This is a genomic window from Microcystis sp. T1-4 (assembly GCF_000297435.1).
In the GTDB taxonomy this organism is placed as follows: domain Bacteria; phylum Cyanobacteriota; class Cyanobacteriia; order Cyanobacteriales; family Microcystaceae; genus Microcystis.
This window is the reverse complement of the sequence record NZ_CAIP01000015.1, coordinates 1-3,561: the sequence shown is the minus strand read 5'-3', so window position 1 is coordinate 3,561 and position 3,561 is coordinate 1. Positions and strand designations below refer to the sequence as shown.

Here is a 3,561-nt window from a genome sequence, read left to right as displayed (position 1 = left end):
AATTTTGCCGCCTCCTGCTGATTTAGTAGTAGGGACAATTACTATTCCTGTCAATGGAACGCCAGGTCAAAATGCCACAATTAGTTATACCGTAAACAATCAAAGCACGAATGAGGCGATCGGCACTTGGGAAGATACAATCTATCTTTCTCGCGATAATCAATGGGATGTCAATGATGCTTTCTTCGGTCGTGTTTCCCAAACAGGGCCGGTTGCAGGAGGCGGAAGTTATAGCAAGACAGTAACCGCGACTTTACCAGGGGTAGCAACGGGGGATTACTATGTTATTGTCCGCAGCGACATCCGCAACTATATACCGGAATCTAATGAAGCAAATAATATTAAGGCTTCTTTAGATGACTTTGCTGTTGATGTCGAGTCCTTAGAATTAGGTACGCCTGATACGGGGACTTTAGGACAAGGACAGTCAGTTTATTATCGGGTTGATGTTTCTGGAGGAGAAACACTGCGACTGAAACTGGATAGCCATGTAACAAGTGCTGATAATCAAGTTTTTGTAAGTTACAATGCTATGCCAACTCGTAGCCAGTTTGAATTCACCAATACTGAACCATTTGTTGCTGATTCAGAAGTTATTATACCCACCACAACTGAAGGAACTTATTATGTTTTAGTTAATTCAGTTAACAGCCCTAACCTACAAGATTACAGCATTCAAGCAGATATTATACCTTTCGGAGTAGAGGAGATTGATGTTACACAAGGAGGTCAAGGAGGCAATGTCACCGTTAAATTAAATGGTGCTAAATTCTTGCCAACAGCAAAAGTTTTTCTAGAAGATGAAGACAACAAATATGAGGCGCAGCGTGTTTATTACCAAGATGGGGTAACATTATATGCCACATTTAACTTAGAAAATGTTCCTCTTGGTCAATATGATGTACTGGTTGAAGCCGAAGAAATTAGTTTTGATTGGTCTGCTACAGATTATGTCACTCTACCCAATGCACCAGCCGATATTTTATTCCCTGTTGATCCCGAATTTACGCAATCAACCAATCATTTAACCTCTCGTTTAGCTAATGCTTTTGAGGTAACAACATCCCACAATGTGCCTTTGTCTTTGAATAGTTTTTTGCCTATTGCTCTCAGACCTAATCAGGCATTTACTTACACTTATAACTACTTCAATAGCAGTAATAACGACGTTGCTAGTCCGCTTCTTCTGTTATCTTCAGATCCGGGTATTCTCACCGTCTTAGTAGGTGATACTCAAGCAACATCAGGAGCAAAGCTAGTAATGGCTTTAGCCGACTCTGGTCCGTCAACTATTCTCAGACCCGGACAAGGAGGCAGTATTACTTTAACTGGATATGCTCCCAACTTTAACACAACTCTCAATTTAGGTGCTGATTTGGTTGAGAATACTAATTACACCTTTAATTTAGCTGATATCTTGCAATCAGTGGGAGTTGATCCTAATTCTGACACTTGGAGTCAATCCGTAGCCACCTTGAGTCAAGATATTGACGGTACTTGGAATAGTTATGAGGATTTATTGCGCCAAGAGGCACTTGAACAGTGGCAGGAAGGGGTTCGCCAATTTAATTCTAATCAACTTCTCCTTGGAGAATTAGCCGATTTAGGGACTAATCAAAGCACTCTGACTAGCTTGGACTCCCAATTGGATCTATCCCCTTCTATTCTAGGATTTTGTCTAGATATTCAAGCCAATATATATAGGGGTGTGCTTACTGATATTGCTAGGATTTGGTCAATTTCAGGTCAACCCGATGCCGCTGCTTTCTTATTCAAATATCTTAATGGTCCTGGCGGCAATCAAACATTTGGGCCGACTGACCACATTAGTCAAGAAGCAGCCACCGATATAGATGTAATTAATCTCAACAATCAAGTTACCTCTCAAATCCAACAGTGGTTAGAGGCACAAATTAAGGCAAATAACCGACCAACCTCATCAAATTTAGCTAATACTTCAGCCGCTAGTCTTATTACTGCTAGGAATGGTAACCTCAAACTCGATCAAACTGACAATCTCAAGTTTGCTGTCAATGGTACGCAAGGTCTTTCTGGAGAAGTCGCTAACTTAAAATACTCAGAAACAACTGATAAATGTAACCCTAATACCAAAATAGTAAGTTATGAAGGAAAATTACGTTATACTCTGTCAGACTGGTACAACTTTACTGAGTCAGATGCTAAAAAACCTGGTGCAGTAGGGTTTTTTAGCAGTATGGCTTACTATTTGGAGCATACTACCACTGATCCGGATTGTAAACCTTTCCCTTACCAAAATTTTATTACTGTTGAATTTCCCATTCAAGGAACAGTAAAACTGGAGTCTGGAAATTCTCAAAATAACTGTCCTCCTCCTCCTCCTCCCAATCCCAAACCTATACCTGTAGTTCGTCCCATCGATCCCAACGACATCGTAGGACCAGCAGGATTTGGCGATGAAAACTGGATTACCTCGCAAACCCTCCCCTATACCATTCGCTTTGAAAACCAAGCCAGTGCGACTGCACCTGCTCAAACTGTTTACATTACCCATCCCTTAGACTCTGACGTTGATTTCCGCACCTTCCGCTTAGGTAGTTTCGGTTGGGGAGGCTTAACTTTTACTGTTCCTGAAAATCGTTCTTTCTACAATCAACGTGTGGATTTAACGGAAGAACATGGCTTCTTGGTTGATGTTTTTGCTGGTATTGACATCCAAAAAGGCGAAGCTTTCTGGACATTAACTACTATCGATCCAGAAACAGGTGAAACTCCCGAAAACCCCTTAATCGGCTTCTTACCTCCCAATAACGAAGATGGAGTAGGCGATGGCTTTGTTACCTATAGCATTCGTCCTAGTCGCACGGCTGAAACAGGAGATGTCATCGATGCAGAGGCGACCATCATCTTCGATACGGAAGAACCCATCAGCACTCCACCTATTTTCAACACCCTTGATGTTGATAAACCTAGCAGTCAAGTTGATGCTTTACCCACCACGACGGATAACCCTGAATTTACCGTTAAGTGGACAGGAACAGATACAGGATCAGCTTTGGCAACTTATACTATTTATGTCTCTGATAATGGCGGTAATTATACAGTCTGGCTCAATAATACTGAGTTAACCGAAGCCACTTACACGGGGACAGCCGGACATACCTACTCCTTCTACTCAGTTGCAGTTGATAACACAGGTAATACAGAAGCAGCACCGACGACGGCAGATGCAACCATACAAATCGGTGGCGCAGTTAATCAACCTCCACAAATCTCGGTCAATGCAGGCTTAACTCTTGATGAAGGAGCTAATTCTGCTATTTCTAATAGTCTGCTTGCTGTTACAGATCCAGATAATACCGCGGATCAGTTAACTTTTACCATCAGTACGATTCCGACAAATGGGAATTTACAACGCAATGGAGTTACTTTAGCGGTTAATAACACCTTTACCCAAGCCGATATTAATAGTGGCTTACTATCCTACATTCATAATGGCGGAGAAACGACCAGTGATAGCTTTAGCTTTACGGTAGCCGATGGAGTAGGTGGTAATATTAATGTCACAAGTTTTGTCATTAC

The 3,561-nt window shown here is 41.7% G+C and carries 1 protein-coding gene; it reads left to right on the top strand.

The features are described 5' to 3' along the window. A partial coding sequence (locus MICAI_RS26190) for a cadherin-like domain-containing protein (protein ID WP_039899258.1) occupies positions 1–3,561 on the top strand: 3,561 nt, incomplete at both ends.